27 protein-coding genes and 1 other RNA gene are annotated in these 26,260 nt (G+C 59.7%); 12 read left to right on the top strand and 16 right to left on the bottom strand.

Translation table 11 applies throughout. The features are described from left to right. Positions 1 to 21 precede the first annotated feature (21 nt). Together QO002_RS02570 and epmA are read right to left on the bottom strand one after the other, a co-directional pair. On the bottom strand, positions 22 to 1,095 hold the full coding sequence (locus QO002_RS02570; RefSeq protein WP_307226387.1) for a lysine-2,3-aminomutase-like protein: 1,074 nt from the start codon (positions 1,093 to 1,095) through the stop codon (positions 22 to 24). Continuing rightward, positions 1,092 to 2,162 carry an EF-P lysine aminoacylase EpmA gene (gene epmA, locus QO002_RS02565; RefSeq protein ID WP_307226385.1) on the bottom strand — a complete coding sequence of 357 codons (1,071 nt, stop codon included), beginning with the start codon at positions 2,160 to 2,162 and terminating at the stop codon, positions 1,092 to 1,094. Before epmA ends, QO002_RS02570 begins: the two co-directional genes overlap by 4 nt. A 193-nt stretch (positions 2,163 to 2,355) precedes the next feature. On the opposite strand from epmA, the gene efp reads away from it, so the two are divergent. Beyond that, positions 2,356 to 2,925, top strand: coding sequence for an elongation factor P (gene efp / locus QO002_RS02560; RefSeq protein WP_307226383.1), 570 nt, complete (start codon positions 2,356 to 2,358; stop codon positions 2,923 to 2,925). Positions 2,926 to 3,124: 199 nt separating this feature from the next. On the opposite strand, the gene QO002_RS02555 is transcribed toward efp, so the two are convergent. Both QO002_RS02555 and QO002_RS02550 read right to left on the bottom strand, forming a co-directional pair. After that, positions 3,125 to 3,469, bottom strand: a complete 345-nt coding sequence (locus QO002_RS02555; RefSeq protein WP_307226381.1) for a hypothetical protein — start codon at positions 3,467 to 3,469, stop codon at positions 3,125 to 3,127. A gap of 27 nt (positions 3,470 to 3,496) precedes the next feature. Next, positions 3,497 to 3,748 carry a GlsB/YeaQ/YmgE family stress response membrane protein gene (locus QO002_RS02550; RefSeq protein WP_307226379.1) on the bottom strand — a complete coding sequence of 84 codons (252 nt, stop codon included), beginning with the start codon at positions 3,746 to 3,748 and terminating at the stop codon, positions 3,497 to 3,499. Between the two features lie 305 nt (positions 3,749 to 4,053). On the opposite strand from QO002_RS02550, the gene QO002_RS02545 reads away from it, so the two are divergent. Continuing rightward, complete coding sequence (locus tag QO002_RS02545) at positions 4,054 to 5,295, top strand: SAM-dependent methyltransferase (protein ID WP_307226377.1); 1,242 nt, start codon at positions 4,054 to 4,056, stop codon at positions 5,293 to 5,295. Here the strand turns inward: QO002_RS02545 and QO002_RS02540 are convergent. After that, complete coding sequence (locus QO002_RS02540) at positions 5,292 to 6,098, bottom strand: C40 family peptidase (RefSeq protein ID WP_307226375.1); 807 nt, start codon at positions 6,096 to 6,098, stop codon at positions 5,292 to 5,294. The two genes, QO002_RS02545 and QO002_RS02540, sit on opposite strands and share 4 nt — an antisense overlap. Positions 6,099 to 6,264: 166 nt before the next feature. Between QO002_RS02540 and mbfA the strand changes: the two genes are divergently transcribed. Then, positions 6,265 to 7,245 (top strand): iron exporter MbfA, encoded by a 981-nt coding sequence (mbfA, locus tag QO002_RS02535; protein WP_307226372.1) that lies wholly within the window; start codon positions 6,265 to 6,267, stop codon positions 7,243 to 7,245. A gap of 60 nt (positions 7,246 to 7,305) precedes the next feature. On the opposite strand, the gene QO002_RS02530 is transcribed toward mbfA, so the two are convergent. Then, the gene (locus QO002_RS02530; RefSeq protein WP_370878441.1) at positions 7,306 to 7,926 is read right to left on the bottom strand and encodes a transglutaminase-like cysteine peptidase; all 621 of its coding nucleotides are present in this window, start codon (positions 7,924 to 7,926) and stop codon (positions 7,306 to 7,308) included. A 346-nt stretch (positions 7,927 to 8,272) separates the two neighbouring features. Then, a complete protein-coding gene (locus tag QO002_RS02525) occupies positions 8,273 to 9,073 on the bottom strand; it encodes an alpha/beta hydrolase (RefSeq protein WP_307226370.1) in 801 nt (266 codons plus the stop codon). A gap of 213 nt (positions 9,074 to 9,286) precedes the next feature. Here QO002_RS02525 and infC point away from each other — a divergent pair, with 213 nt between their 5' ends. From infC to pheT, 6 genes are all read left to right on the top strand, one after another. Continuing rightward, positions 9,287 to 9,823 carry a translation initiation factor IF-3 gene (infC, locus tag QO002_RS02520; protein ID WP_307233094.1) on the top strand — a complete coding sequence of 179 codons (537 nt, stop codon included), beginning with the start codon at positions 9,287 to 9,289 and terminating at the stop codon, positions 9,821 to 9,823. A 229-nt stretch (positions 9,824 to 10,052) separates the two neighbouring features. Next, positions 10,053 to 10,256: a 50S ribosomal protein L35 gene (gene rpmI, locus QO002_RS02515; protein ID WP_018323613.1), complete on the top strand. Its 204-nt coding sequence runs from the start codon at positions 10,053 to 10,055 to the stop codon at positions 10,254 to 10,256. A 37-nt stretch (positions 10,257 to 10,293) separates the two neighbouring features. Further along, complete coding sequence (gene rplT / locus QO002_RS02510) at positions 10,294 to 10,698, top strand: 50S ribosomal protein L20 (protein ID WP_307226364.1); 405 nt, start codon at positions 10,294 to 10,296, stop codon at positions 10,696 to 10,698. Positions 10,699 to 10,822: 124 nt separating this feature from the next. After that, positions 10,823 to 11,659: a BUD32 family EKC/KEOPS complex subunit gene (locus QO002_RS02505; RefSeq protein WP_307226363.1), complete on the top strand. Its 837-nt coding sequence runs from the start codon at positions 10,823 to 10,825 to the stop codon at positions 11,657 to 11,659. Further along, complete coding sequence (gene pheS / locus QO002_RS02500) at positions 11,656 to 12,741, top strand: phenylalanine--tRNA ligase subunit alpha (protein ID WP_307226360.1); 1,086 nt, start codon at positions 11,656 to 11,658, stop codon at positions 12,739 to 12,741. Before QO002_RS02505 ends, pheS begins: the two co-directional genes overlap by 4 nt. 39 nt (positions 12,742 to 12,780) lie before the next feature. Next, positions 12,781 to 15,207, top strand: coding sequence for a phenylalanine--tRNA ligase subunit beta (pheT, locus tag QO002_RS02495; RefSeq protein WP_307226358.1), 2,427 nt, complete (start codon positions 12,781 to 12,783; stop codon positions 15,205 to 15,207). A 155-nt stretch (positions 15,208 to 15,362) separates the two neighbouring features. Here the strand turns inward: pheT and QO002_RS02490 are convergent, their stop codons facing one another. The 4 genes from QO002_RS02490 to ffs all read right to left on the bottom strand — a co-directional run bounded on the left by QO002_RS02490 (position 15,363) and on the right by ffs (position 18,503). Then, complete coding sequence (locus QO002_RS02490; RefSeq protein WP_307226356.1) at positions 15,363 to 15,725, bottom strand: nuclear transport factor 2 family protein; 363 nt, start codon at positions 15,723 to 15,725, stop codon at positions 15,363 to 15,365. 263 nt (positions 15,726 to 15,988) lie between these two features. After that, positions 15,989 to 16,312, bottom strand: coding sequence for a YbaB/EbfC family nucleoid-associated protein (locus QO002_RS02485; protein ID WP_307226354.1), 324 nt, complete (start codon positions 16,310 to 16,312; stop codon positions 15,989 to 15,991). A gap of 138 nt (positions 16,313 to 16,450) precedes the next feature. Next, complete coding sequence (locus tag QO002_RS02480; protein ID WP_307226352.1) at positions 16,451 to 18,337, bottom strand: DNA polymerase III subunit gamma/tau; 1,887 nt, start codon at positions 18,335 to 18,337, stop codon at positions 16,451 to 16,453. Positions 18,338 to 18,406: 69 nt separating this feature from the next. Then, positions 18,407 to 18,503, bottom strand: an RNA gene (ffs, locus tag QO002_RS02475) — signal recognition particle sRNA small type. 103 nt (positions 18,504 to 18,606) lie between these two features. Here ffs and QO002_RS02470 point away from each other — a divergent pair. Together QO002_RS02470 and nudC are read left to right on the top strand one after the other, a co-directional pair. Beyond that, complete coding sequence (locus QO002_RS02470; protein ID WP_307226349.1) at positions 18,607 to 19,011, top strand: HIT domain-containing protein; 405 nt, start codon at positions 18,607 to 18,609, stop codon at positions 19,009 to 19,011. Positions 19,012 to 19,013: 2 nt separating this feature from the next. After that, entirely contained in the window at positions 19,014 to 19,988 is a 975-nt protein-coding gene (gene nudC / locus QO002_RS02465) for an NAD(+) diphosphatase (RefSeq protein WP_307226347.1), read from the top strand. Positions 19,989 to 20,147: 159 nt separating this feature from the next. Here the strand turns inward: nudC and QO002_RS02460 are convergent, their stop codons facing one another. From QO002_RS02460 to QO002_RS02445, 4 genes are all read right to left on the bottom strand, one after another. Beyond that, positions 20,148 to 21,209 carry a porin gene (locus QO002_RS02460; RefSeq protein WP_307226345.1) on the bottom strand — a complete coding sequence of 354 codons (1,062 nt, stop codon included), beginning with the start codon at positions 21,207 to 21,209 and terminating at the stop codon, positions 20,148 to 20,150. Positions 21,210 to 21,638: 429 nt separating this feature from the next. Beyond that, positions 21,639 to 22,700: a porin gene (locus QO002_RS02455; protein WP_307226342.1), complete on the bottom strand. Its 1,062-nt coding sequence runs from the start codon at positions 22,698 to 22,700 to the stop codon at positions 21,639 to 21,641. Between the two features lie 218 nt (positions 22,701 to 22,918). After that, a complete protein-coding gene (locus QO002_RS02450; protein WP_307226340.1) occupies positions 22,919 to 23,773 on the bottom strand; it encodes a prephenate dehydratase in 855 nt (284 codons plus the stop codon). Positions 23,774 to 23,779: 6 nt separating this feature from the next. Then, a complete protein-coding gene (locus QO002_RS02445; protein WP_307226338.1) occupies positions 23,780 to 24,532 on the bottom strand; it encodes a 3-deoxy-manno-octulosonate cytidylyltransferase in 753 nt (250 codons plus the stop codon). 156 nt (positions 24,533 to 24,688) lie between these two features. Between QO002_RS02445 and QO002_RS02440 the strand changes: the two genes are divergently transcribed. Next, positions 24,689 to 25,294: a c-type cytochrome gene (locus QO002_RS02440; RefSeq protein WP_307226336.1), complete on the top strand. Its 606-nt coding sequence runs from the start codon at positions 24,689 to 24,691 to the stop codon at positions 25,292 to 25,294. Positions 25,295 to 25,358: 64 nt separating this feature from the next. On the opposite strand, the gene QO002_RS02435 is transcribed toward QO002_RS02440, so the two are convergent. Continuing rightward, the gene (locus tag QO002_RS02435; protein WP_307226334.1) at positions 25,359 to 26,231 is read right to left on the bottom strand and encodes a methylated-DNA--[protein]-cysteine S-methyltransferase; all 873 of its coding nucleotides are present in this window, start codon (positions 26,229 to 26,231) and stop codon (positions 25,359 to 25,361) included. Positions 26,232 to 26,260 lie beyond the last annotated feature (29 nt).

Below are 26,260 nucleotides of genomic sequence, written 5' to 3'. Positions count from 1 at the left end.
CGCCTATCCGAGGCGACGCTTCTACTCCGATCGCGGCGGATAGTTATGCGCGTTGCCGCGAAAATCGGTGACAGTGAAACACCCTCCGCCCTCGTTTGCGATCGTGCTTGCGGAGATTACCGCCTTGCCGTGGCCACCGGGAATATCGAGGATATAGGCAGGCTGGCAAAGCCCGGAGATCCGGCCACGCAGTGCAGCGACCAGCGCTTGACCTTCTTCGATGGTCAGCCGGAAATGGCTTGTGCCCGGCGCGAGATCGGGATGATGCAGGTAATAGGGCTTGATGCGGTTTTCGACGAAGTTGCGCATAAGCAAAGCCAGTGTCTCGACGTCATCATTGACGCCTCTCAAGAGCACCGACTGGCTGACCATAACGATGCCGGCATCGACAAGCCGGGCGCAGGCTTGGCGCGCATCGTCGGTAAACTCCCGCGGATGGTTGGCATGAAGGGCGAGATAGACAGCCTTGCCGCTGGCCTTGAGCGCTTCGATCAGTGCAGCATCGAGGCGGGCTGGTTCGACGACAGGAACGCGTGTGTGGAACCGCACGACCTTCACATGATCGATAGCGGCCAGTCTTTCCGTGATCGCCCGCAACCGCCGGGGTGAAAGCACCAGGGGGTCACCGCCGGTGAGGATCACTTCCCAGATCTCCGGATGACCGGCAATATACTCGAAAGCGGCGTCCATTTCGGATGGCGCCAGCGTTCCCAGACCCTGGGGCCCAACCATTTCTCGTCGGAAACAGAAGCGACAATAGACCGGGCAGACATGCACGGCCTTGAGCAACACCCGATCCGGATAACGGTGAACGATGCCGGGAACGGGGCTGTGCGCCGCGTCCCCGATCGGATCGTCGCGTTCTTCCGGCAGGCGGATCAGTTCGGCCGGATCGGGGATGAACTGGCGGGCAATCGGGTCATTCGCGTCAGCGGGATCGATCAAGGCCGCAACGGCCGGCGTTACGGCTATGGCATAGTGTTCGCCGATGCTGCCAAGGGAGGGTGCTGCCTCTGGCGCGATCAGCCTGGCAGCCTCCAGGTCTGCCACGCTTTTCAGGGCGCGGGCGACGGGCGAAGGGATTGGCGCGTTCAAGAGGCAGTCTCCGCAACCGGCGCCCAGATCACCTGATCGATCCGCTGCGCGCCTGTCGCCAGCATCACCAGCCGATCGAAGCCAAGAGCGGCACCGCTTGCCTCGGGCATGATATGAAGCGCCGACAGGAAGTCTTCATCCAGCGGATAGCTCTCGCCATAGACGCGTTGTTTTTCCGCCATTTCGAAGCCGAAGCGTCGGCGTTGCTCGCCGGCATCCGTGAGTTCGCCGAAGGCATTGGCAAGCTCGACACCGCAGGCATAGAGCTCGAAACGCTCTGCCACGCGCGGATCATGCGGCGTTGGGCGCGCCAACGCTGCTTCGGCAACCGGATATTCATAGAGGATCGTGGCGCGGCCAAGCCCGAGATTGGGTTCGACCTTCTCGACGATGACGCGGCTGAAGAGATCAGCCCATGTATCATCCAATGCAACGCGGATGCCCACTTGCCGGAGGCTTCCCGCCAGTTGCTCGCGGTCGGTTTCACCATCGCCGTCTATGGAGGCGAGCAGATCGACGCCGGCATGGGCGGCGAAAGCCTCTGCGACGGTGATGCGCTCCGGAACGGCGAAAGGATCGGTGACGCGGACGCGATAGCTCAGGACATCACGCCCGGCAGCCTGGGCGGCGAGCGCCAGAATGGCGGCGCAATCGTCCATCAGCGCCTGATAGGTTTCTCCGACACGGTACCATTCCAGCATGGTGAATTCTGGATGGTGGAGAGGACCTCGCTCGCGGTTGCGATAAACATGGGCGAAGCAGGAGATACGTTGTTCGCCGGCTGCCAGAAGCTTCTTGCAGGCGAATTCAGGGGAAGTGTGAAGATAGAGCGGCACTTCGCTACCATCGGCATTGATAGCTGCGGTGGCGAAGGCGTGAAGATGAGCCTCGTTGCCCGGAGAAATCTGCAATGTCGCCGTGTCGACCTCGATGAAATCCCGATCCACGAAGAAGCCGCGCAGGGCCGCCTGGATCCGATTGCGACCGAGCAGAAACCCGCGACGATCGGCATGAACATCGGGTGTCCACCAGGGAGATGCGACGGATGTCGTGCTGAGCGAGGCCATTCGATCGGTTCCGGTTTGACGGTGAACAACGCCTTCTGCGCGTCTTTCCGCCTTTCTTCTGCCTCGCGTGGTCGTCCCGCTGGCAATTTGCATGAATATAGGATAGGTGCGGCCCGAAAACTCTGAAATCAGCGTCTGGGCAGGCTTTGTGCGCTCCTCTACGACGCGACAGCCTCTGTTGCAAGGAAGACTTATGGTCAAGGTAATCGCCTCTTCGGTCCGCAAGGGCAATGTTCTCGATGTCGACGGCAAGCTTTACGTCGTTCTGACGGCCCAGAACTTCCACCCTGGCAAGGGCACGCCGGTGACCCAGGTCGATATGCGCCGCATCTCCGACGGCGTGAAGGTTTCTGAACGTTACCGCACGACTGAGCAGGTCGAGCGTGCCTTCGTCGAGGACACCGAACATACCTTCCTTTACGAAGACGGCGAAGGCTTCCACTTCATGAACCCGCAGTCCTATGACCAGCTGGTCATGTCGACCGAAGACATCGGCGACCTGAAGAACTACCTGCAGGAAGGCATGACCTGCATTCTTTCGGTTCACGAAGGTCTTGCGATCGCCATCGAACTGCCGCGCCACGTCACGCTCGAGATCGTCGAGACAGAGCCGGTCGTCAAGGGCCAGACGGCGTCGTCGTCCTACAAGCCCGCCATCCTTTCAAACGGCGTTCGCACCCTCGTCCCCGGACACATCAACGCCGGCGTCCGTGTCGTTATCGCGACCGAAGACGGCTCCTATGTCGAGCGCGCCAAGGACTGATCCTATCGGTTGGACTAGAGGACGTCTGGTTCAGATTGAACCAGACGTCCTCCAGATTTTTTTGTTTCCGTTTGTCTTTTCGGGAAAACCGGTTCCCACTTTTCCCTGACAAACTCTACAACACTTCAAATTGCGAAGGGCGCGGTCTTGGAGCGCGCCCTCCTTCATTTTGGCGATTTCTTCCGGGACGATCCTCCCCTCAGTGGCGATTGGCCGTGCTGAGTTCGGGATATGCCTCCGCAAGATCCGTCGCGCCGACATGACTGTCGTCATATCCTTCGAGCGTGACGGAAATGGCATCTTCAACATTAAGCCCGCCCTCGCGCTTCACGGCGATCCGGGCGCCGTTGTTGCGAACGAGAACAGCCTCGCCACTGAAGCCTTGCTTCAACAGCCAGTCACGCGGGGCGTTGAGACGGATGCGAACCTGACGGGTATTGTCATCGTCCTCACGGGCAACGACCAGTTCATAAGCTACCGGCTCTGAATAGCCGTTGAGTTCAAGCTTGCCCTGCCCGTTTCCCTCTGCCGCAAACGTCAACATCGTCTTCTCCTTGGCTGACTGGTCGGCCTAGCGCCTGATGGCGCGACCGGCCGCAATGAGTATGCAGGCGCCGATAAAGCCGATCACCAGATAGGCGAGCCAACCGGCAAACGCCATGCCGGCAAAAGCCAGGATCGCGTTCAGCACAACAGCGCCGATCATACCCAGAATAATATTCATCAAGACGCCCATATTCGACTTCATGAATTGTTCGGCGAGCCATCCGGCCAGACCGCCAATCAGGAGTGCTGCAATCCATCCGACACCGTTCACGTCCATTGTCGTGCTCCACTTGGTTCAACTCCCAAGAAAACGGCGGAGAGCGCTGTTTGTTCCCGAACCGGCACAGGCATCGAGATAAAACACAGCCGGCCGCGACGTCCATCAAATTTCCTCATCCCTGTTCCCGACAAATATGAATTTGCCGGCGCACAAGCCCTTGGTTACGCGCCGGGTAACCGAATTTTCACCGCTTCACTTCGACACGCTTTGCGTGCCTAAATCCTCTATTATTTCCGCGCTTTTTCAAAAGCCGGTGATAGGATGCCCTCGTCAGGAAGCCACGATATCGCTTGAGGGAATGTATGTTTCCATTGTCGCATATGATGAAGGCCTTTATCCGCAAGGGCCAGTTGACCGTTATCGACGCTGCCGGAAAACGGCATGTGTTTTCCGGAACACCCGGTCCCGAAGTGACCATGCGGCTCACCGAGCCGAAGCTCTACCGCTCGCTCGTCTTCAATTCCGAACTCGCCGCCGGCGAGGCCTATATGGACGGTACGCTGCGCTTCGAGGAAGGCTCGACGCTCCGCGATTTCCTGCAGCTTTTCTCGCTGAACCGCCTGTCGCTCGGCGCTTATCCGGTGCAGAAATTCATTCGCTCGATCAAGATGCGGTTTCGCAACCGCCAGCAGTCCAACATCAAGGGCGAGGCACAGCGCAACGTCGCCCATCACTACGACGTCGGCAACGATTTCTACAAACTCTTCCTCGACGACAACATGCTCTATTCCTGCGCCTATTTCCGCGATCCGGAGGAGACGCTGGAGCAGGCGCAGCGCAACAAGCTGCGGCTGCTTGCCTCCAAGCTTTGCCTCAGGCCCGGCATGAAGGTGCTCGATATCGGCTGCGGCTGGGGCGACCTCGCGCTCTATCTCGCCCAGCTGGAGGATGTCGAGGTGCTCGGCGTGACGCTTTCCAAAGAGCAGCAGGCCTTGGCGACGGAGCGGGCAAAGGCAGCCGGCCTTGAAGGCCGCGTGCGCTTCGAACTGCGCGATTATCGCGATGTCGACGAAACCTTCGACCGCATCGTTTCCGTCGGCATGTTCGAGCACGTCGGCGTGCAGCACTACGACGAGTTCTTCAAGAAGGTCAATGCGCTGATGCCGGACGATGGCATCGCTGTTCTGCATTCCATCGGCCATATGAGTCCGCCCGGCATGGCAAGCGCCTGGCTGCGCAAATACATTTTCCCCGGCGCCTATTCGCCGGCACTCTCAGAGGTCTTCGAGGTTGTCGAGCAGAACAGCCTGTGGGTGAGCGATCTCGAATTCCTGCGCGTCCATTATGCGACGACGCTCAAACACTGGTGCGAACGCTTCGACAAGAACCGCGACAAGGTGGTTGCCATGTATGACGAGCGCTTTGCCCGCATGTGGGAATTCTATCTCATCAGCTGTGAAATGATGTTCCGTACTGGCAGCCAGCTTGTCTTCCACATGCAGCTTTCCCGCACCCGCGATGCCGCACCGATCGTGCGCGACTACATCACCGACCGGCAGAAGGCCTATATCGTGCGCGAGCAGACGCTGAACCTGGCGCTTTAATCCTCGCCCGGCTCCCACTGCAGCCGCTTATAGTCGAAGCCATATTCGAGCGTCGGCTTTACCACGGCAAAATAGGGAGAGAGGTCGAAGTCGCGCGGCGTGTAAAGCGAGTGGTGGCGGATATGAAGGATCTCGGCCCGTGAATAGGTCGAGGTTGCAGCTGCCCGGCCGGGCGCACGGGTGATTTCCGGCAGGATCGGATACTGGATGCCGGCAAAGGCCTCGGCAACCAGCGTCGAGCAGATCGCCCGCGTCGGATCGCCGGAACCGAAGGCCAGCATGCGCCGTCGCCAGCGCACGGGCACGGGTGGCGCCGGCAGGAAATACCGCAGCATGTCGAAGATATTCTTCAGATCATATTTGAGGCCAAGTCGCGAGATCATGAAGGACAGGACCTTGTCGCGATCGTCCGGCGTGAGGCCGACCGGCCGGCAGATGCGGGTGTTGTAGGTCGAATACTTGCGGAGCGGCACAGCTACACAGCCCTCCCCCAGATTGACCTCGATCAGCTGTGGGCGCTGGATCACGGGCAGCGTTGCCTGGTCTAGTGTCAGGGGGATTTCATCGCCTGCAAAGAAGGCGGCATGCGACCAGGTCGACTGGGTGAGATATTTGATCGCCGAAGAGATCTTCTGGTTTCCCTCAATCAGCAGGATATCGCAGGGGCGCAGCGTTCGCGCCAATGTTTCGGGATCGGAGGGTGTATAGGGCTCGTAGCCCGAGGTCTGGGTCGTCAGCCGACCCGCAACACGTCGGCCGACGCGATCGAGAAACGTATCCTTGCTGGCATAGAGCGGGTTCATCGCGGCGCTTTCCGGCTTATCTTTCCTTCATTTAGGAAGCGTGACGGGTGTCTGTCGAGTCCACCGCATCACGAAGGACAACACTCCTTACGGTTCGGGGTACCGCGACCTTGACGCGGTCACTACTCTCTCCTAGATTTAGAATTATTCTAAACTAGGTTTCCGCATGTTTTTCTCCCGCCTTCGTTCCCGTCGCCCGCTTTCGGCGCTTTCCGAGCAGGAAATTCTCGCGCTCGCCATCTCCTGCGAGGAGGATGACGGCCGCATCTACCTCGCCTATGCCGACGCGCTGCGCGCAAACTACCCCCATTCCGCTGCCATCTTCGACGAGATGGCGGAAGAGGAAGACAGTCACCGACAGATGCTGATTGACCTGCATGTGCGTCGGTTCGGCACACGTATTCCGCTTATCCGTCGCGAGCATGTGCGCGGATTTCGCGATCGCAAGCCGGACTGGCTGGTGGCTTTCATGCCGATCGAACAGGCCCGTCTGCAAGCGGAAGCGATGGAGGAAGCAGCTCAGCGTTTATACGAACAGGCGGCGGCGAACGTGACGGATGCCGAAACACGCAGGCTTCTGGGCGACCTCGCCATGGCTGAACGCTCCCACCATTCGCTTGCCCAACGCCTTGTTGAACAGCATAGAGCGGGGGATGCCGGAGACGAGGAGCGGCAGACAGAAAAGCGGCAATTCCTACTGACCTATGTGCAGCCCGGTCTTGCCGGCTTGATGGACGGGTCGGTGTCGACACTCGCGCCGATCTTCGCTGCAGCCTTTGCAACGCAGGATACCTGGCAAACCTTCCTCGTCGGTCTTTCGGCCTCGGTCGGCGCAGGCATTTCCATGGGTTTTACGGAAGCGGCCCATGACGACGGCAAGCTTTCCGGCCGTGGCTCGCCCATCAAGCGAGGCCTTTCATCGGGCGTCATGACGGCGCTCGGCGGGCTCGGCCACACTCTGCCCTATCTGATATCGCATTTCTGGACTGCGACTGCGATTGCCGCAGCCGTCGTGTTCTTCGAACTCTGGGCGATCGCCTTCATCCAGAACAGATATATGGAAACGCCTTTTTTCCGCGCCGTCTTCCAGGTGGTGCTCGGCGGCGGGCTGGTGCTGGCGGCGGGCATTCTGATCGGCAACGCCTGACAACAGGTCAACAAAAAGGCGCCTCGAAGGCCGCCTTTTTTAAAAACCGTCCGGTCCTGATCAGTTGCCGACCGAGCCCACCAGAACTTCGGCACCGTTTTCAATGGTGACCCAGCGGCCGGTGTTGAAGGAAGCCTGGCGCTTCAAAAATCGATAGGGCGTCTTGGTCCAGAGCTTTGCCTCGTTGTCGAGGTTGTCGAGGATGAAATCGCCCTGGGCGGTGCGTACGGTCAGCACCGCGTGGCCTTCTCCATCCGGTTTACGAACGACGGTCATCAACAGGTCGGAGGCGGAAAAGCCCTTTTCCATGAGACGCTTGCGCTTGAGAAGCGCGATGTCTTCACAGTCGCCAGCCGTTTCGGGATAGGTCCAGAGTTCTTCCTGGCCGTAAAGGTCTTCGTCGGTGACAGGGGTAATGTCGCGGTTAACGGTCTGGTTGATCTTGTTGATCACCTGCCAGCCGAATTCGGTCACGCGCGGAGCTGGCGCGGAAGCCGACTTGATCTCGCACTCGGATTTGTGACTGCGGCAGAATTCGTAGTGGCCGATCGGCTGAGATGTCACGGCGCCGGTCTGCATGAAGAGCGATGTGGCGTTCGGTGCCGGAATGGCCGCACCCGCCGATGCAACAATGGTGGCAAACCCCACGATCATTGCTTTAACCCCAGTCAACTGCGCCATGCAAATCCCCTGTGGCGCGGTATTCCGGATCATTCCGGAAGCCCCGCAAAATCTGGAACTCTTGCCGGCTTCGCGAACTGTTCCCCTCGCGCACCGCTCTAATCGTTAAAAAAGAGTTAACAACGCAGATCGGGTTTCGTCAATCTTCAGAATTAGGGATCGATCCCTATGGTTAACGGGCGGAAAGGCAGGTTTTGCACGCTTGACAGCGGCGCAAAGGTTAACCTGCTGAGTCGAGATGAGGCGCAGCATCAGGCCCGGCTCGCCGGCTGGGGTCCATAACCAGATTAGCCCTCCCCCAACGGTGAGGCGTGAGAGGGGTCTTGTTGTAACTCGGAAGGATTGCTCAGCCGGCCAGCATACCATCGATTGCAGCGAGCATTCGGGCGATATCCTCGGGCCGGGACAGGCGGTGGTCGCCATCGCGGATCAGGGTCAATACCACGTCGTCGGCTGGAAGATGCTCGACGAGCCTCAGCGCATGGGTATACGGAACGTCGGGATCCTGCATGCCCTGAAGGATATGAACCGGGCAACCGGTTTCGATGATGCCTTTCAGCACGCGATTTTCCCGCCCGTCATCGATGAGGATGGCGGTATAGATATTGGGTTCCGGCCCGTAAGGCGTGGGCTCCTCGAAATAGCCGCGTTCGATAAGGGAAACTCTTTCTGTCTCCGTCAGGTTGGGTTCGATCAGTTCCGAGGTGAAGTCCGGTGCCGGGGCGATCAGCACGAGGCCGGCGACACGATCTCCTTCGCCGCGCTTGCGCAGCTCCTCGATCAGCCGCAGCGCAATCCAGCCGCCCATGGACGAGGCGACAAGGATCATCGGCTCTGCGACAGTATGATCCACAACGGCAAGACTTTCCTCCAGCCAGCGGGAGATGTTGCCGTCGCGAAAGGCGCCACCCGAAACCCCGTGACCGGAATAGTCGAAGCGTATGCAGGCCGCGCCGAGCGCTGCCGCATGTCTCTCAAGCTCGACCGCCTTCGTGCCGCTCATGTCGGAGCGATAACCACCGAGCCAGACCAGGGCCGGCAGCTCGGTCTTGCCGGCCGGGAGAAAAATCACGGCGATCCGGCGCGATTCGTCTCCTGAACCGACATCGAGGTAGGTCGGCTCGGTGTTTTCCGGCGGGTTCGTCATGGAATTTTCCTCGAAGTCTCGTTCAGATGCCGTTTTTCTTTCTAAAACAGATTCTTCAGGTGCATGACAGGTGGTGATTTCCAAATAGACCTGTGCTAAAGACTTCGCCTCAGCAATTCATGCAGGCATTCAGCAGCAGTTGAGCGGCCCTTGGCCGGGATTGCGCAATGCCCCATATACTACATATCGTAACAGCTCGAGGAGAGTACGACCATTCGCAGACCTTTCAAAACGGACGCCCCAGTCAAGGACGGGCCCCGCTCAAACAAGGAAATCCGGATTCCCCGGGTTCAGCTTATCGATGCCGAAGGCAACAACCAGGGCATCGTGCCCACGGACCAGGCGCTGCGCATGGCGGAAGAAGCCGGCCTTGATCTGGTTGAGATCTCGCCCAACGCCGAACCGCCGGTGTGCAAGATCCTCGATCTCGGCAAGCTGAAATATGCGACCCAGAAGAAAGCCGCCGAAGCCCGCAAGAAGCAGAAGGTCATCGAGATCAAGGAGATCAAGATGCGCCCCAATATCGACACGCATGATTATGACGTGAAGATGAAGGCGATGAACCGCTTCTTCGAAGACGGCGACAAGGTAAAGGTGACGCTCAAGTTCCGAGGCCGTGAAATGGCCCACCAGGAACTCGGCATGAAGCTGCTGCTTCAGGTCAAGGAAGACACCACCACCATCGCCAAGGTGGAAGCCGAGCCAAAGCTCGAAGGCCGCCAGATGATGATGGTGCTGGCACCGAAGTAATCAAGCGAAAGCTTGCTTTGATGAAAAGGCCGCCTTTCGGGGCGGCTTTTTCGATGAAATGGCTTGATCGATCGAAATAACGGAGGTTGCGGCGAATCCCGTTGCACTTTCCCGGTAGTTCGGTTACAAGCCCCCGTCCGAACGGTCCGGCAGGGCATGCCGTGGCCGTTCTTTACGCTGGAGACGACCTTCGTCAGTCGATCTCATATCAAGAACATGGAGTAGCAAAATGCCCAAGATGAAGACGAAGTCCTCTGCCAAGAAGCGGTTCAAGATCACCGCAACCGGCAAAGTCATGGCGGCTGCCGCAGGCAAGCGTCACGGCATGATCAAGCGGTCCAACAAGTTCATTCGCGATGCCCGTGGCACCATGGTGCTGGCTGAGCCCGATGGCAAGAAGGTCATCAAGAACTACCTGCCGAACGGTCTCTAAGACATCTGGCACTTTTGGATTTTAAGGAGATCATGACATGGCACGTGTAAAACGCGGCGTAACTTCCCACGCCAAGCACAAGAAGACACTGAAGGCAGCCAAGGGTTTCTACGGCCGCCGCAAGAACACCATCCGCGCTGCAAAGGCTGCGGTTGATCGCTCCAAGCAGTTTGCTTACCGCGACCGCAAGGTCAACAAGCGCAACTTCCGCGCTCTGTGGATCCAGCGCATCAACGCTGCTGTCCGCGAATTCGGCCTGACCTACGGCCGTTTCATCGACGGTCTGAACAAGGCCGGCATCGAAGTCGACCGCAAGGTTCTGTCCGACATGGCTATCCATGAGCCGGCAGCCTTCGGCGCGCTGGTCGAAGCTTCCAAGAAGGCGCTTGCCTATCTCAAGGATGCCGGCACGGCAAACGAGTTTGAAAGCGCGGTCAAGTAAACCAGCGCTTCCCAGACTTTATTTCTAGTACTTGGGAAACCCGCGCTGGTAGGCTGGCGCGGGTTTTCTTATGGGCCGGCAGGCCTCCTCATCAAGACGCCAACAGCAAGGCAAAGGGCGGCAGATGCTACCCGAACTGAAGGACGACGATATCGGGTTGGTGCTGGCAACGCTTGCCGGCGGGACAGACCGCGTCCAGCGTGTCACTCTTTCCGATCAGACGGTTTGGGTGAAGCGCTATGCACGCCTCGGCCCGCGGTTCCGCAAACGCATCCTCTGGTTATTGGCGCGGCTCCTGCGCCAATCGGTGCTGCGCCCCGCACCGCTCCTGAATGCTCAGGGCATGGTCGAACGCGAAATCCGCCGGATCGAAAATTTCACCGCAACCGGATTTCTCACGCCAACCGTTCTCTACCGCAATGACACCACGCTCGTGCTCTCCCATCTCGGCCAGAACGTGCTGCAGCAAATGAACGGCCTGGCCAAAGGTGACCCCGTCGCCCACGGTGCGCTCCTCGTCCGCTGTGGCCTCGAACTTGGACGCCTGCATGCTGCCGGGCTTTGCCACGGGCGGCCGCACCCACGCGATTTCGTGCTTGACGGTGATGCATTCGGGTTTCTGGATTTTGAAGAGGAGCCCGACGCGGTTATGCGGTTGGCGACGACCCAGGCGCGCGATATCTGGCTTTTGTTTCTTCAAGTCGCAAGCCGCTGCCTTCACCCCGAAACGCCTGCAGCGGTGCTTGAAGCCTGGCGCAGCCATCGACCCGAGCACGCGGAGATCGCACTTGGGCAGATCGTGCCGTTCTTTAGCCGGCTTTTGCCGTTCGCTCGCTTTGCGGCGCGCCTTCGGGCCGGAAAAGATATCATGCGATTTATTTCCGCAACTGACTTCCTTCGGTCGGCGACGATGACGACGCTGGCACACTATTATTCCCGCACTCAAGGCAGGACAGAATGAGCGAACTCGATACACTGCAACACACCCTTCTCGCCGACATCGCCGCGGCCGCCGACGAGCCCGCGATCGAGGCCGTACGCGTTGGCGCTCTCGGCAAAAAGGGTTCTATCTCCGAGCTTTTGAAGACGCTCGGCACGATGACACCGGAAGAGCGACAGACCCGCGGTGCGGCGATCAACGCGCTGAAGACCGTCGTCGGCGACGCGATTTCAGCCCGCAAGGCCGAACTCAAGGATCAGGCGATCAACGAACGCCTAGCCCGCGAGACCGTCGATATCTCGCTGCCGGTCCGCTCGTCGCCCACCGAGCGCGGCCGCATTCATCCGATCAGCCAGATCATCGACGAGATCACCGCGATCTTCGCCGACATGGGCTTCTCGATCGCCGAAGGCCCTGATATCGAGACCGACTACTATAATTTCACGGCACTCAACTTCCCCGAAGGCCACCCGGCCCGCGAGATGCACGACACCTTCTTCTTCAATCCCGATGAGAAGGGCGAGCGCAAGGTTCTGCGCACCCATACGTCCCCGGTGCAGATCCGCACGATGGAAACCTCTAGCCCACCCATCCGCATCATCATCCCCGGCAAGACCTACCGGCAGGATTCGGATGCCACCCACTCGCCGATGTTCCATCAGGTCGAGGGTCTCGTCGTCGACACCAAGTCGAACGTCGCCAACATGCGCTGGATCCTGGAAGAATTCTGCAAGGCCTTCTTCGAGGTGGACAACGTGACGATGCGCTTCCGCCCGTCCTTCTTCCCCTTCACCGAGCCGTCGTTCGAAGTCGATATCCAGTGCGACCGCTCCTCCGGCCCGATCGTCAAGTTCGGCGAAGGCACCGACTGGATGGAAATCCTCGGCTGCGGCATGGTTCACCCGAACGTATTGCGCGCCGGCGGCCTCGACCCCGACGTCTACCAGGGCTTTGCCTGGGGCATGGGCCTCGACCGTATTGCCATGCTGAAATACGGCATGCCGGACCTCAGAAACTTCTTCGACGCCGACGTGCGCTGGATGAGCCACTACGGCTTCCGCCCGCTCGACATGCCGACGCTGTTCGGCGGCCTCAGCGCCTGATCGCCCGGCCCGCATAGATATTAGGAAACGAGCAAGACAATGAAGTTCACTCTCTCCTGGCTGAAAGACCATCTGGAAACAGATGCCACCCTCGAACAGATCTGCGAGCGCCTGACGGCGATCGGGCTTGAGGTCGAGGATGTCGACGACAAGGCGGCCTTCAAGCCTTTCGTTATCGCCAAGGTTATCTCCGCCGAAAAACACCCGCAAGCCGACAAGCTGAAGGTGCTGATGGTCGATACCGGTGCCGGCGCACCGGTACAGGTCGTCTGCGGTGCGCCGAATGCCCGCGCCGGTCTCGTCGGCGCCTTCGCGGCCCCCGGCGCCTATGTTCCGGGCATCGATGTGACGCTTTCCGTCGGCACGATCCGCGGCGTGGAAAGCCGCGGCATGATGTGCTCCGAGCGCGAACTGCAGATGTCCGACAATCATGACGGCATCATCGACCTGCCGGAAGACGCGCCCGTCGGCCAGAGCTTTGCCGCTTACGCTGGCCTCGACGATCCACTGATCGAGATCAACCTGACGCCGAACCGTCCGGATTGCACGTCCATCTACGGTATCGCCCGTGATCTCGCCGCCTCCGGCCTCGGCACGCTGAAGTCTGCGGCTGCAAACACCTTCGCTATTAAAGGCGAAACGCCGGTCAAGGTGAAGCTCGATCTCGGCGCTGATACCCATCTGTGCCCCGGTTTCGCACTTCGCCTCGTGCGGGGTGTCAAGAACGGCCCGAGCCCGAAGTGGATGCAGCAGCGCCTGCTCGCCATCGGCCTGCGCCCGATCAACGCGCTGGTCGATGTCACCAACTACCTGACCTTCGACCAGGGCCGCCCGCTGCACGTCTTCGATGCCGCCAAGGTCAACGGCAACCTCACCGTGCGCCGGGCAATCGAAGGCGAGAAGGTTCTGGCGCTGGATACCCGCGAATACACGCTGTCCCCAGCTAACGTTGTTATCGCGGATGAAAAAGCCGTCGAGTCCATCGGAGGCATCATGGGTGGAGAGCATTCCGGCTGTGACGAGAACACGACCGACGTTCTGATCGAATCGGCGCTCTGGGACCCGATGAACATCGCCAAATCAGGCCGCGGCCTCGGCATCATCACCGATGCCCGTTACCGCTTCGAGCGCGGCGTCGATCCGGAATATATGGTTCCCGGCCTGGATGCCGCGACGCAGCTGATCGTCGATATCTGCGGCGGCACGGCGGCGAAAGCCGATGTCGTCGGTTATGCCGGCTACACACCAAAGGTCGTCGATTTCCCGGTTTTCGAGGTCAAGCGCCTGACGGGCCTCGAAGTCAGCGCCGAGGAAAGCATCTCGATCCTGTCGAAGCTCGGCTTTGGTGTTGAAGGTTCGGGCGAGCGTGTCTCGGTGTCCGTTCCCTCCTGGCGGCCGGATGTTGATGGCAAGGCCGATCTGGTCGAGGAAGTCATGCGCATCCATGGCGTCGATTTCATCAAGCCTGAGCCGATCGAAAGCCATACTTCGGTCAACGGCCGCATCCTGACGACGCTGCAGATCCGCACGCGTCTTGCCAAGCGCGCGCTCGCCTCGCGCGGCATGCTGGAGGCCGTCACCTGGTCGTTCATCTCCGGGGCCCAGGCCGAGCTCTTCGGCGGCGGCGCGGCCAGCCTTTCGCTCGCAAACCCGATTGCGGCCGATATGTCCGACATGCGCCCCTCGCTGCTGCCGGGTCTGTTGACGGCTGCTCAGCGCAATGCCGACAAGGGCTTTGGCGACGTCGCGATCTTCGAAGTCTCCGGCACCTATGAGAACGACACGCCAACCGGCCAGCGCCGCGTTGCCGGCGGTATCCGCCGCGGCACGGCATCGCTTGCCGGTTCCGGTCGACTGTGGTCGAACACGGCCAAGGGCGGCGGCAAGCCGGTCGATGTCTTCGATGCCAAGGCCGATGCGATCGCGGTTCTCGAAGCCTGCGGCGTGCCGATGGGCAATGTGCAGTTCGAGGCCGGCGGCCCGTCCTGGTATCACCCGGGCCGCTCGGGTACGATCAAGCTCGGCCCGAAGATCGTGCTCGGCACGTTTGGGGAATTCCACCCGAAGACGCTGGAAGCGCTCGATGTCTCCGGTGCCTTGGCCGGCTTTGAAATCTATGTCGATGCCATGCCGGACCCGAAGAAGAAGGCCACCCGCACCAAGCCGGCGCTGGAGCTTTCGCCCTTCCAGGCCGTCAAGCGCGACTTCGCCTTCGTCGTTGACCGCACGGTGGAAGCCGGCGCGATCCTGAAGGCTGCGTCCAGCGCTGATCGCAAGCTGGTGACCGGCGTCTCCGTCTTCGACATCTTTGAAGGGGCGTCGCTCGGCGAAGGCAAGAAGTCGGTGGCCATCGAAGTCGTCATCCAGCCCGCCGAACGCACGCTGACGGATGAGGATTTTGAAGCCCTCACCGCCAAGATCGTTGCCAACGTGACGAAGTCCACCGGCGGCACGCTGCGGGCCTGAGAAGGAACCTGCCCTGACAATCGTCCTCGGCCTTGAGCCGGGGACCATTCCCGTCGGCGTGAAAGATATTCGAGTCGAGCCGGAGCTTCCTCTAGATTCCTTTGTTTCCGTTTGTCTTTTCGGGAAAACCGGTTTCCACTTTTCAGTGACAAACTCTAGGCCGGATGCAGGTGGTAGAGCTTGTTGACGATGATCCAGCGGCCCTCGATCTTCAGAAGCGAAAGATAATCGGTAAAGCGCATGCCGGCGAACTCGTCGGTAACCTTGACGCTCGCCGCATCGCCGGAAATGTCGATCGTCTCTATATCCATGACAGGCTGGGTATCCGGTGGCGCTGGCGGCTCTGCAAGGACGGCGCTGATGAATTCATCACGCGTCAGCCATTCGACCGAACCTTCATAGTTGCCGATAACCCGCGCATTGGCATGAAAAGCCTTTCGCAGGGCCACTTCGTTGCCGAAGGCCATGCCATCGACATAGAGATGCAAGATCGTCCGGATCGCCTGTTCTTCGGACATCCCGTTTCTCCGCTCGCCTGCCAGCCAACGGAGAAATTGTACCATGAAGGCGACATCATGCGAAGCTCGGCACTTGCGCCGTTATCGGCCTGCGAACCTTGGCGGTATTTGCAAGCACTTCGAGGTGGCACGAAGACCACCTCCGTCTGTTGCGAGGTCAAGCTTTGGCGACCTTGCCATGGATTTTGACCGCAAGGCACCGAGCCTGCAGCTTCGATTAGCCTATCTAGGCTATCCGCCAGCTATCGCCGTGTTTAGCCCTTTTAGAAAGGCAGCTTCATGCCGGGCGGGATCGGGAGGCCTGCGGTCAGCGCACGGGTCTTTTCGGCGGCGATGGCCTCGGCCTTGTCCTTGCCGTCCTTATGGGCAGCAACAATCAGGTCTTCGAGGATCTCGACATCGTCTTCCTTGAACAGCGAAGGGTCGATCTTGATGCCCTTGAGGTTGCCCTTGCCATCCATGCGAACGGTCACCAGCCCACCGCCGGACGCACCATCGACTTCGAGAGCGGAGATTTCATCCTGCATCTTTTCCATCTTGGCCTGCATTTCCTTGACCTTGCCCATCATGCCCATGAGGTCGCGCATCGGATTTTCCTCTTCGAAATGTGCTTAAAAGCTAGAAATAGAGGATGTCTGGTTCAGATTGAACCAGACATCCTCTAACTTCTTTTGTTTCTGTTTGTCTTTTCGGGAAAACCGGTTTCCACTTTTCCCTGACAAACTCTAGTGCTCGATATCATCGCCGGGAAGGATGTCGCCTTCCTCTGATTCGGCAACGGCAACGACCTGCGGCTCCTCAACTTCCGGATCCGGCCCCTTGATGCGCACGTCGGCGATCTTGGCGCCCGGGAAGCGAGCGAGGATGGCGGCGACATCGGGGTCCTGCCGAGCGTCGCTGAGGCGCTTTTCCTGAGCCTGCTGCTCGGCCTCCAGTAGCGTTTGCTGGCCGGGTTCGCGGCTGAGGATGACCATCCAGCGGATGTCGGTCCATTCCTCCAGCCGCTTCTGCAGATCGGCCACCAGCGTCTTCGGCGCTTCTTCGGGGAGGTTGATCTCCAGGCGCCCCGGTTCGAGATTGACGAGCCGCACGAAGCCACGCACCAGCGTCTTCAGGCGGATATCGCGGTTTTTCGCGCAGAGTTCGGCAATGTCGGCAACGGAATTGACCGGAACCTTGGGCTGGGCCTTCGGGGCAGCGCTGACAATAGGCGCTTCGGCGGGCTTTTCCTCGATGCGGCCGACAATCTGCACAGCGGGCGTTGGTGTATCGGGCACTGCCCGCAACATCGTTGCACCATTTCCGTTAGCGCGCTGGGCAGGCGGCGTGTCGATGGATCGTGCCTGAATGTTCGATCCCTGGAAGGCCTGCGGTGTTCCCGCACCGTTACCATTGACCGTCGGTGCACGGCCGGCATCGCCACCCGAAAGTTCGAGCAGGCGACGTGCAGCATCTTCCGGCGCCGGCAGGTGGGCAGCATGGGCAAGCCGGATCAGCACCATTTCGGCGGCACCGGCTGGGCGCGAGGAGCTCTCCGTTTCAGGAATACCCTTCAAGAGCATCTGCCAGATACGCGACAGCGTGGTGACCGCGATTCCAGAGGCGAACTCGACGCCGCGGGTGCGCTCGATCTCGCTCAGCGACTGGTCATTGGCCGCATCCGGCACATATTTGAGCTTGGTGACGAGATGGGTGAAATCAGCAAGGTCGGTCAGAACCACGGACGGGCTAGCACCAGCCTCGTATTGGCGCGCGAACTCACTGAGCGTTGCAGCGACATCCCCCTTCACGATATGATGGAAGAGATCTACGATGCGGGCGCGGTCGGCAAGACCGAGCATGGAGCGCACGGCCTCAACTTCGACGGAACCGGCCCCATGGGCAATTGCCTGATCGAGCAGCGAGAGGCCATCGCGGGCGGAACCCTCGGCTGCACGGGCGATCATCGCCAAGGCATCCGGCTCGGCGGCGACACCTTCCTTTTCGAGAATGGTGGTGAAGAGGACAACGAGATCGATCGCGGCGATACGGCGCAGGTCGAAGCGCTGGCAGCGCGACAGCACCGTGATCGGAACCTTGCGGATTTCCGTCGTGGCGAAGATGAACTTCACATGCTCCGGCGGCTCTTCGAGCGTCTTCAACAGGCCATTGAAGGCCTGCGTCGAGAGCATGTGCACTTCATCGATGATGTAGACCTTGTAGCGCGCAGACACCGGGCGGTAGCGCACCTGTTCGATGATCTCGCGGATATCGTCGATACCGGTATGGGAGGCGGCGTCCATCTCGATCACGTCGACATGGCGGCCTTCCATGATCGCCTGGCAATGCTCACCGGGGATGCGCAGGTCGATGGTCGGCTTGTCGATTTCTGATGTCTTGTAGTTCAGCGCGCGAGCAAGGATGCGGGCGGTGGTCGTCTTGCCGACGCCGCGAACCCCGGTCAGCATATAAGCTTGGGCGATTCGACCGGTCTCGAAGGCGTTGGTGAGCGTGCGCACCATCGGCTCCTGGCCGACCATAAGGTCGGAGAAGTCCTTCGGCCGGTATTTTCGCGCAAGGACGCGGTAGGCGGCGGGCTTTTCGGATGTCGGGATCAGACTATCTTCGCTCATCGCCCTCTTTTCCCCACGATGGGGCCGCTTGGCTGCAAATCGTGTCCAGACAGGACAGTAAGGAAAAGGGTGGGAGGCTGGCACGATGACCCGTGCCTGGCTCGTTGGGGCTGCTTCCTTCCGGACCTGACCCGGTTGGCGAGTGGCTCGTCCACCACCAACCTCCCGGCTCTCATATCGGCAATATCGCCAGCAAAAGCAAGCCAAGCCTTCAAAAAACTGCTATTGATTTGCAAAACAACGATAATTCGCAAAGCCCGGAGTTCTTCTTGTCTGACTTTTCCCTTGATCCCCGCCTTGAACGCGATGGGTTGCTCGTTTCCAACCTCGGACTCTGCCAGCTCCGGGTGATGAACGACCGGCGCTGGCCCTGGCTGGTGCTCATTCCGCAGCGAGACGGTATCTCGGAAATTTTCGACCTGACCCCGCTCGACCAGACGATGTTGACATTCGAGACCAACATGGTGGCTGCGGCATTGAAAAAGACGACCGGGGCGACCAAGATTAATGTCGGAGCGCTCGGCAATATCGTCCGCCAGCTTCATGTCCACGTCATCGCCCGCAGCGAAGGCGACGCCAACTGGCCGGGGCCTGTCTGGGGTTTCGGCACGGCCGAGCCGTGGAGCGACGAAGAACGCAAGGCATTCGCAGCCCGCCTACTGGAAAACCTCTGACCATGACGAAATCGATCTTCGACCTGCACAGCCCGCATCCCGAACCCAGCACCCTCGTCGCCTTTGCCGAAAACCACCTGGACCGCCAGTCGGAGCATCGAGCCGACGATTGCGTCGAAAAGGCCTTCCGGGCTGAGGGGGCGCATGTATTGGCCTTCTCCGGCAGCCGGCTGGTGGTCAAGCACGACGAGAAGATCATCGATCCGCTCTTCGCACCTTACGAGCTTTCGGGATTGCAGCCGGAACTTGACGACGCGATCCTGCTCGGCTTCCTGCCAAATGGCGAGCCGCGGCTTGCCGTGCCGATCGGGCTGACAGAGGAGACGCTCCCCGAGCCGTTCAAGATTGCGGACGGGCGCACCCTCTATCGCCAGCAGATGCTCACCGACGAGCTTCTGGGACAGTTCGCGCAGGCATCGAGCCTGATCACCTGGAACGCCAACAATCGTTTCTGCGGCAAATGCGGCAGCGCGACTGAAAGCCAGGCCGGCGGTTACAAACGGATCTGCACCGCCTGCGGCCATCTTAGCTTTCCGCGCACCGATCCCGTCGTAATCATGCTGACGATCGATCTCGAGCGCGATCTCTGTCTGCTTGGCCGCAGTCCGCATTTTCCCGAAGGCATGTATTCCTGTCTTGCCGGCTTCGTCGAACCGGGCGAGACGATCGAAAATGCTGTGCGCCGCGAGACGCACGAGGAATCCGGTATTCGCATCGGTCGCGTGCGCTACCATGCCTCGCAGCCCTGGCCGATGCCGCACACGCTAATGATCGGCTGCTATGCGGAGGCGAAGAACCGCGATATCCACCGCGACGAACAGGAACTGGAAGACTGCCGCTGGTTCACCCGTGAGGAAACCGCCACCATGCTGGCGCGAAATACCGGCGTCAGCCTTGCCGCCGGTGAGCTCGGTCCGCCGCCGAAGGGCGCGATCGCCCATCAGCTTATGCGGGACTGGCTGGACTGGCACCGCTAGAGGATGTCTGGTTCAGATTGAACCAGACATCCTCTAGATTCTCTTATCTTCGTTTGTCTTTTCGGGAAAAGCCGGTCCCCACTTTTCCCTGACAAGCTCTAGCAGGCAAACGAAAACCGGCGCCCCAAGGGCGCCGGCTTTGTATTTAGTGCCTGCTGATCAGAAATCTCGCTGGAAGCGGACGGTGCCGCCGAAGGCATTGCCGTCGCCACGCACGCCACCGAAATCGGTGTAGTTTATTTCCGGCATGATCTTGAAGCCAGAGACCATCTTGTATTCCACGTTCAGGGCTGCGGCGAAGGTGCCGTCTTCTTCATAGGCTGCCTGGCCATTGATCGTAGCCTTGTCAGTTACCTTGGCAGCAAAGCCACTCCATGCTGCCCATTCGCCGTTCCACGAACCGAAGAAGTTGCGCTGGCGCGAGCCTGCCGGGCCGTCTTCATTATCCCAGCCAGACTGATAGCCGCCCATGATGAAGATCGAGAAGACATCGTTGAGGGTCAGATCAAGGCGGGCCTTGGCTGCCATTTCTTCGGACTGGGCGTCGTAGCCGATGATTGCGGAAATGCCGCCCCAATCCTGCTTGTACTTGAAGCCGGCCAGCGGATCCGGCCAGTCTTCGTCCTTGTAGTAGACCGTCGTGCCGCCGGCACTATAGGTGCCGTTGCCCTCTTCCAGGCCAATCAGTAACTCGAAGCCGTTGTCAGTCTTGTAGACATAGCTCACCTGAGGGGTGCGGTTTGGCGAGTAATCGATGACATCGTCATTGATGATGTTGCCGGCCGAATCCAGCCATTTGTCGAAGCGCGAATCCGAATAGCCGGCGCGGAAGCCACCCAGCTCGATATAGGAACTGATCAGCGTAAACTTCTCCACGCCATCCGTGTTATCCCAACGATGCTCGATAAAGGAACGCAACGTACCATATTCCGTATCGGAGGCTGCGTCATAGCGCAGCGTGGCACGGGTATGGCCAACCCAGCCGTCGTTGATCCCGTTATAGGGGCTCTCACCCAACATATTATCGAAACGAACGTAGCCGCCGATCTTCAGACAGGTCTCGGTGCCCGGTATGTAGAAGTAACCTTTTCCGAATGCGTCGCAGACGCGAACATATTCCATCGGCTCTGGCTCGGCCGCGACAATGGCGTCCGCTGCTGTGGCGTTCTGAAAAGCTGCAAGCGCGGTTGCCGAAGCAAGCAAAAGGCTCTTGATGGTCATCAAATCCCCAATCGTGTCAAATGACAACACATGAATTTCCGGTGCCAAGCCGCCCGACCAACTCGGAATCGCGGACGGACTCAGCGCGCCAGACGGCGTAAAAAGACCACGGGTCTATGTCACATTCTATCAGGTAAACTGTCATAGTTACCCCCACGCAACACGAAAATATCGAATGTGGCAAAACTACAGCACTCGCGAGCAGGTTGTCCAGATGGTCGCAATTTATCAAAAATCGCGATTATTGCGAAGGATGCAGCGATTTAAGGTTTACCCTCAACCGAGACGTCGCTTTACATGTGGCCTGGATCGAAGGGCGAGAATACGCGTCCTTGTTGAACGCCGGGTGGGATTTGATGACGGGTATGACGACAAAGCAAAACCGGCACCTAAGGAAAGGTGCCGGTCGTTTTGGCGCATGGGCGCTGATCAGAAGTCGCGCTGGAATCTGATGGTGGCACCGATAGCATCGCCATCACCGCGCTCACCGCCGAAACTGGTGTAGTTGAGTTCCGGCATGAAGCTCAGGCCGTCGGCAACCGCATAATCGACATTGAGGGCGCCGGCGAACGTGCCGTCTTCTTCATAGGCCGCCTGAGCGTTGAAGGAGGCCTTTTCACTGGCCTTGACGGCGAAGCCGCCCCAGGCTGCCCAGTCGCCATTCCAGGCACCGAAGTAATTCAAGCGACGGGTGCCGCCCGGACCCTTGTCATTATCCCAGTCGGACTGGTAACCGCCCATGACCCAGGCGGAGAATACGTCGTTGAAGACCACATCAAGGCGCACCTTGCCGGCAAAGCTCTCCGCGAACGGGTCATACCCTCCGACGGCGGAGATTCCGCCCCAATCCTGCTCGTACTTCACGCCCACGATCGGTTTCGGCCAGTCGCCATCATCGTAAAAGGCGGTCGGTACTGGAGCATAACCGGTGTCGTAATCGCCGGCGCCTTCCTCAAGGCCGATGAGAGCGCTGAACCCGTTCCCGCCCTCATAGACGTAGCTCACCTGGTTGGTGCGGTCGCCGGTATAGTCGATGACATCGTCGTTGATGATGTTGCCGGCCGAATCAAGCCAGGTGTCGAAGCGCGAATCGGCATAGCCGGCGCGGAAACCGGCTGCATCGATATAGGCTGCGTTAATGTAGGTATCGCCATCCGATTCGGCGCGAAGCTCGATGAAGGAGCGCACGGTGCCGATCTCGGTATCATTGCGGGCATCGAAGGTCAGCGTGCCGCGGGTAAAGGTCGAAAAGCCGATATCTTCGCCGCTGTAGACATCGTCGCCGAGGCCGAGGTCGAAGCGGACATAGCCGCCGATCTTCAGGCAGGTCTCACCGCCCGGAATGTAGAAATACCCGGCACCATAGGCGTCGCAGACGCGCACATATTCCATCGGCTCGGGTTCGGCCGCTACAACGGCATCGGCAGCATAAGCTGCTGGAACGAAGGTAAGCGCGGCAACCGAGCCGGCAAAAAGAGCTTTGATTTTCATAGAGATCTCCGTGTCTATGCTGGAAAAATCAGCGCCAGCATTCAAACCGCGGCGGCGTGTCGGATCGCGATGGCAGGAGGCCATGCGAACTGAGTCGCGTCGTCACGACGGAGAAAATCATGCAAGACGGGGAAACTCCACCCCGCAAATCTAGCCAGTTATCGCTAGCCGGACAATCAATGCGCGACCGTGACAGAAGCGCCACGGCCGCAGGCTTGTCAGAGCGTCAATCGCATCGGATGAGCGCGGTAGGTGCCGAGGATTCTTACCTTTTCGGAAAAATACCGAAGTTCATCGAGTGCCTGGCGCACATGTGTGTCCTCCGGATGGCCCTCGATATCGGCATAGAACTGGGTGGCGATGAACTTACCGCCGAGCTGGTAGCTCTCGAGCTTCGTCATGTTGATACCATTCGTGGCGAAGCCACCGAGCGCCTTGTAGAGCGCCGCCGGAATGTTGCGGACATTGAAGACGAAGGTGGTGACGATCACGTCCTTGTCTGCACCTCGACGGATATCCTGCGCATCGCGCGACAGGACGACGAAGCGGGTGACGTTGTTTTCGGTGTCTTCGACGTTTTCGGCAATGATTTCCAAGCCGTAGAGATCGGCGGCAAGCCGAGGCGCGAGCGCTGCCATGGAGCGATCTCCCATCTCGGCAACGAGCTTGGCGGCACCTGCGGTGTCACCGGCAACCACCGGCTTCCAGCCATTGGCGCGGACGATCTTGCGGCATTGGCCGAGCGCATGGATATGGCTGTGAACCGTGCGGATTTCATCCCGCGAGACGCCCGGCAGCACCATGAGCTGGAAGCGGATCGGCATGAAATACTCGCCGACGATGTGCAGGCGCGACTCCGGGAGAAGATGATGGATGTCGGCAACACGACCGGCAATCGTATTTTCGATCGGGATCATCGCCAGATCCGCCTCGCCGTTCTCGACCGCCAGAAAAGCATCCTCGAAGGTCTGGCAGGGCAGCGGTTCCATGTCCGGAAACATGTCGCGGCACGCCATATCGGAATTGGCGCCGAAATCTCCCTGGAAGGAAATCCTGTTGGTTTTGGTGATCATGGAAAATCAGCCTTTCGCGGCAAGCAGGCGCCGTGCCTTTTCGAGATCGGCCGGCGTATCGACGCCGAGCGGAATGGAGCGGACGATCTGCACATCGATCCGCATCCCTGCTTCCAACGCACGCAACTGTTCAAGCGATTCGCGCTTTTCCAGTGCGGAAGGCGAAAGCGCCACGAATTTTTCGAGCGCAGCGCGCCGATAGGCATAGAGCCCGATGTGGTGGTAGAGCGCGCCGGCACCATGGGGCGCGGTAGCGCGGGTGAAGTAAAGCGCCCTGAGTCGATCCTCGGCAATCGGTGAACCGACGACCTTGACGACATTGGGATTGGTCTTTTCCGCCTCATCCTCGATCTCGACCGTCAGGGTGGCGATATCGACCGAAGGATCTTCGAGGGGCTTCAGCGCGGCGCGGATGGTTTCCGGCTCAATGGTCGGCAGGTCGCCCTGGACGTTGATGACGATCTTGGCGCGACCTTCCGGGTCACACTTTAGAAGCGCTTCATGGATGCGGTCGGAACCCGACTGATGGTCGACCCTGGTCATCACGGCCTCGAAGCCCGCCCCTACGACCGCATCGAACGTATCCTGGTGGTCGACGGCGACAACGATTCGCCCGACTGCGGCGGCGCGTGCGCGAAGCGCCACCTGGACGATCATCGGCAGGCCGCAAATGTCGGCCAACGGCTTGCCGGGCAAGCGGGTGGAAGCCATCCGTGCGGGAATGAGGACAAGAGTTTCATGCAAATTGTCGCTGGTCATGCTTTGGCCTTCAAAGTACACAGGAAAAGTGTCAAAACGTCACGGTTCGGCGTGGAGAATGTCTGTTGCAACACAAAGCCAAAAGACATAGGTTCCGCGCGATTTCAAGATGGGCCGGTTTTTTGTTTGTGCCGGCCGCAAGGGGAGCGTTTACAGATGAACTCATATGTGAACATGGGCGTAGGTGCCTTGCTTGGTACCGTCTTTGTTCTGATGTCCGTCTCGATCGCGTCGGAGGGCATTTTCCACTCGGCGGAACCCGAGAAGGAAGGTTTCGCGATCGTCGCTGAAGAGGGAACGTCGGAAGCCGCTGGCGGCGCCCAGGCGGAAGCCGAAGTCGACATCAAGCCGCTGCTTGCTGGCGCGGATGCCACTGCCGGCGCGACCGTCTTCAAGAAATGCGCGAGCTGTCATAACGCCGAGAAGGGAGGGCCGAACAAAGTCGGTCCGAACCTTTGGGGCGTCGTCGACAGGCCAATCGCATCGCATGAAGGTTTCAGCTATTCGGCAGGCATGAAGACTTTCGCCGAAGCCAACAAGACCTGGACCTATGATCACCTGAGCTTCTTCGTCGAAGCACCGAAGAAGCACGTGCCTGGCACCGCCATGGGCTTTGCCGGCGTCAAGAAGCCGGACGAACGCGCCAACCTGATTGCCTGGCTGCGCGAGCAGTCCGACAGCCCGTCGCCGCTTCCTGAAGCTTCCGCAGCCGCCGCGACCGAGGGCGAAGCCAAGCCTGCGGAGCCCGCTCCGGCCAAGTGAGCCTGATCCTATAGTTTAAGATAAAAAGCCCGGTCATCATGCCGGGCTTTTTCGTCGAACGGTCTCAGACCTTGCCGGCTTCCCAGCCGAGCATGGCGCGCTTGCGGGTGAGGCCCCAGTGGTAGCCCGTCAGCGCACCGCTCTTGCCCAGCGCCCGGTGGCAGGGGACGACAAAGGATATGGGATTGCGGCCGACAGCAGCGCCGACAGCGCGGGACGCCGTCGGCTGACCGATATCGCAAGCGATATCAGAATAGGTGACGGCCTTGCCCATGGGGATCTTCAAAAGCGTCTGCCAGACGCGGACCTGGAAATCGGAACCGATCAGCACGATGCGCAACGGCTCCTCGGCCTGCCAGCGATCCGCGTCGAAAATGCGAGTGGCATAGCCGGCGGTCGCGGCGCTGTCTTCCACGTAATTCGCATTGGGCCAGCGTCCCGCCATATCCTCAAAGCTCTCCCGTTCATGGCCGGGATCATTGAAGGCAAGACCGGCCAACCCGCGATCCGTCATCATCACCAACGCAACGCCGAAGGGCGAGGGATGGAACCCGTAGCGGATCGTCAGACCCGCTCCGCGCTGTTTCCATTCGCCGGGCGACATAGCCTCATGGGTGACGAAGAGATCATGCAGACGGCCAGGGCCGGACAGGCCGAGCTCGTAGCTGGTTTCCAACAGCGGCAACTCTTCCTGCCGCAGCAGGCGCTTGGCATGGTCGAGCGTCACAGCCTGCAGGAAAGCCTTGGGCGACAGGCCGGCCCAACGCGTGAAGGTCTTCTGCAGTTGTGTTGGTGATTCACCGAGTTCACCGGCGATCACCTCGAGCGATGGCTGATCGCGATAATTTTCGGTCAGCAGTTCGACCACACGGCTGACGACTTCATAATCGCTGCCCTTGGGCGTGATATCCGTAGGGATTGGGGTCGTGATGTTCATGATCATATCTCCTTATACGGGAGATAATC

The sequence above is a fragment of the Pararhizobium capsulatum DSM 1112 genome (assembly GCF_030814475.1).
Classification (GTDB): Bacteria; Pseudomonadota; Alphaproteobacteria; order Rhizobiales; family Rhizobiaceae; genus Pararhizobium; species Pararhizobium capsulatum.
Note: the sequence above shows the minus strand (reverse complement) of the source record. Positions and strands in the feature narration are given on the sequence as shown.